The 3,243-nt window shown below is 42.4% G+C and carries 3 protein-coding genes and 1 pseudogene; 3 read left to right on the forward strand and 1 reads right to left on the reverse strand.

The genetic code is table 11. From position 1 onward, the window contains the following. Window positions 1–355: 355 nt before the first annotated feature. Entirely contained in the window at window positions 356–865 is a 510-nt protein-coding gene (locus B9N89_RS31045; RefSeq protein WP_132326482.1) for a hypothetical protein, read from the forward strand. Between the two features lie 162 nt (window positions 866–1,027). On the opposite strand, the pseudogene B9N89_RS32565 reads toward B9N89_RS31045, so the two are convergent. Further along, a pseudogene (locus B9N89_RS32565) lies at window positions 1,028–1,192 on the reverse strand (transposase); the annotation flags it as partial. Between the two features lie 236 nt (window positions 1,193–1,428). On the opposite strand from B9N89_RS32565, the gene B9N89_RS31055 reads away from it, so the two are divergent. Together B9N89_RS31055 and B9N89_RS31060 are read left to right on the forward strand one after the other, a co-directional pair. Further along, window positions 1,429–2,538 carry a YHYH protein gene (locus tag B9N89_RS31055; protein ID WP_132326484.1) on the forward strand — a complete coding sequence of 370 codons (1,110 nt, stop codon included), beginning with the start codon at window positions 1,429–1,431 and terminating at the stop codon, window positions 2,536–2,538. 92 nt (window positions 2,539–2,630) lie between these two features. Continuing rightward, entirely contained in the window at window positions 2,631–3,152 is a 522-nt protein-coding gene (locus B9N89_RS31060; protein WP_132326486.1) for a hypothetical protein, read from the forward strand. The last annotated feature ends 91 nt before the right edge of the window (window positions 3,153–3,243 follow it).

Genomic DNA, 3,243 nt, shown 5'->3' on the forward strand with positions numbered 1-3,243 from the left:
CATTGGTTAGCTTCATTGATGCCTCCTAGTTCTCGAGAGGCCTAGCATACACTAATGTTTGCCATAGTTTTTAGCATTATTGAGATCGGCTCTAGGCACTATTTTCTCCCCTTAGAATAAGTTCAGTTTGTATCATGTTCTCATCGGCAGCTAGTCAAGGTTTATACCCCTCTTGTATATTGTCTTTTCAGCTACATTCTTTTATAAACAATTTTGCTAAACGACATAATCGAATTCGATCATAAACGCAATTTTCTTGATTCAACTCCTTTTGTATATGGATGTTTGGAGAGGCATGTTTTTTGCTGCGTAGCTGGGGTCTCAATGATGAGGCGTTTAAAAACGGAGCCATGAAGTGAAAGCAACAGTATTTTTGCCAATAGTTTTTCTTATAAGCTGTAGCTCAGGAAATGAATCAAGTGATCTTTCTTCGCGTTATAAACCACTCTACAATACCTGTGAACTCCGCGGAGATCAGCTTCATTGCGGGGTGCAAGAAGGTGTCTTAAATACAAGAGATTTCGACCCAGAAGAAACAGCGACGTCGTTGCATTTTGCGATCTATGGTGATTCTACTTTGAACGCTTCTGAACAGTCCTTCCATTACATCAATGCCTACTTGTTTCATAGCAGCAAGTTTATTGTCGAAAATGTCGAAGGCAATAATATTGGCGGCTATAGTGATCCTCATACCTTAATAGTTGGCCCGCAGTCTCTAGTTGATCATTTAGGAGAACGTGGTCGTTCAGCGGATGTCTATGACCCCGAAGAAGAGGAAACTAGCTCCGTGGAACCTGTTGCTGAAGAATCAGGCTCTGAAGGTGAGGAGCTTCCGACAAACGATGAAACACGAGATCGAGCATAAAACAAGGCCGCTAGGGAAGGACTGAACCTAGCGTTTCTACAAGAATAGGCAGCTTCATACCTTTTACTTTTATAGGCCATCGAAACCATTGTCACCATTAAACTAGTTTCTCCTGAGTGTGAATCAATTAGGCCAACTTATGGCTCGGGCTTTCGACGATCTTCAAACCATTATATGGTGGACAATGGCCAATTTGATTCGCTCAAAACCGCCTTCATTGGACATGCATGGCGGCAAATCTCGCGGCAACAATCGCCATTGACAACCTGACTTTGCGACGTAAAACGTAGCATCCACTATACTTCGCGAACTATAGTTCCTAGGTCTTCCGTATCGCCTCTCATCACCTCATTGGCTAGGGTTGATAACCCAGTAAGAGGTAAGGTTATTGGGTTTTTAAAAAATTTAAGTGAGATTGAATGTGGTCTGGTATACTTTTTTCAAGATATTTCACTAAATTTTCATCTAAGTAGAAACTCTGGGAGTCATATTTGTTTCCCAATTTAGCTTTGAAAGTCGTTTAAATGTCCCATTAAATAATAATCGTATTAGGAAAGGATCAAATGAAGAGAGAAACTAGCAAAATACCCAAGTTAGTTTGCTGCATTGCTTCGATATTGACTGCCAGCACAGTGTACCTGGGATGTGAGTCCGATGACTCCGATGATTCAACTGGTGAAACAACGGGAGAAGTTGAAACCGCGGTAGATACCTATACAGGGGATGTAGTATGGAATGAGGATGGTTCGCTAGAGATTGACGCCATCAGTTACGAGTGTGACTCGACCTCTGAGGAGGTCTACCCATCTGTGGCACCCTCTTATACTGAATATATATCAGGAAGTACCCGCTACATTTCGCATAATAGTCTTCCATCGCATCCCATTGCATCATTTCCAATTGCTACAGCTGATATTCCATCAGAGATTGGTCCTTCCGAATACGAGCTCCAGGTCCCCATCACCCCAGACACGAGTAGCACCACTGAAGATCTGCGTCCTCCAGACTGGTTAGGAGGGGTAATTCTAGATGGAGCAAATATTCATTCCGGAGTTGGAGGTTTTACCACTGCTGACGATGGATCAGTTTGGCAATGGGAAGGCTTAAGAGGTAACTTATTGATCGGAGCAACTGGGAATGAAGGTGGTATTGATCCGGGCTTGGATTGTAACTATGCGCATCCACTCGATACCGGTAGCCAGTACCATTACCACGGTGTACCAACCTCGCTTCTTCCTACCTCCCCTGCTATTACTCACATCGGTTGGGCTCCCGATGGCTACCCAATATACGGCCTTTATGCCTACGAAAATGCTGCTGCTGAATCGGGGACAATTTTCGAACCTCGAACCAGCTACGCACTGAAGGAAGGAACACGAGAGAGTTTAGGTGGTACATACGATGGAGCTTACATTGAGGACTATGAATATGTAGAAGGCTTAGGTGATCTTGATGAGTGCAATGGACGATCCGGAACTTATACGGTTTCAACAGTTGATGATGTTTCCGGGGAAACGGTAACCCATACTTATGATTATGCCTACTACATGACAAATTACTTTCCGTTTCTACCTTCATGTCTGAAGGGCGTTGCCGACGATTCTTTTGCAGTTAGTGGAAGTAGCGGAGGTGGCGGTGGCGGTGGCGGTGGCGGAGGAGGTGGGCCGGGTTGATCGGTTTACACTTCGATATCTACCATATTCGGTATTATTCGCATCCCCTTCTCAAAGGGGAGATATCTAAATTGTCTTCCTAGGTGAGTTATATGAAAGAAGTTTTAAGAATAAGTTGGATTGCGCTTTTACTTACTGTTGTCACTTCAGCTAGTATTATTTATGCCCATCAACCGATTTCGAATTCAGTTGTCATTTCAATGAAAAAGAATAGCGTCAGTATTCTAGCAACCCTACCAGTTGAACTCTTTTTTGATTTTGATAAGGATAAAAATGAGCGTATCTCGTTTAAAGAATTACAGGAACAGAAAAGTGCAATAAAGGACTTTATAGAAAAAAAGCTCGTCTTAATGAATCAAAAAAATGTCATTAAAAAGAGTAGTGAGATTAATCTTGCCCTTGTCACCGAGCATAAGATGGATAAAAATTTGATTCAGAGCAAACATCTTCAAGTTCGTATGACCTTTAGAAATTTGGAAAAAGGTACAAAGTTTGGAAGCATGTTGATTCCCGATAAATCAAAGTTAAAAGTACCTCTTGTGATTGCCAATGGAAATACAGGTAAGAAGCTGCGGGGTAAGTTGTCTGCAGGAAAGCAGATGATGAAACTCTAGAGCCGATCTCAATAATGCTAAAAACTATGGCAAACATTAGTGTATGCTAGGCCTCTCGAGAACTAGGAGGCATCAATGAAGCTAACCAATG

It is taken from the genome of Pseudobacteriovorax antillogorgiicola (assembly GCF_900177345.1).
In the GTDB taxonomy this organism is placed as follows: Bacteria; Bdellovibrionota_B; Oligoflexia; order Oligoflexales; family Oligoflexaceae; genus Pseudobacteriovorax; species Pseudobacteriovorax antillogorgiicola.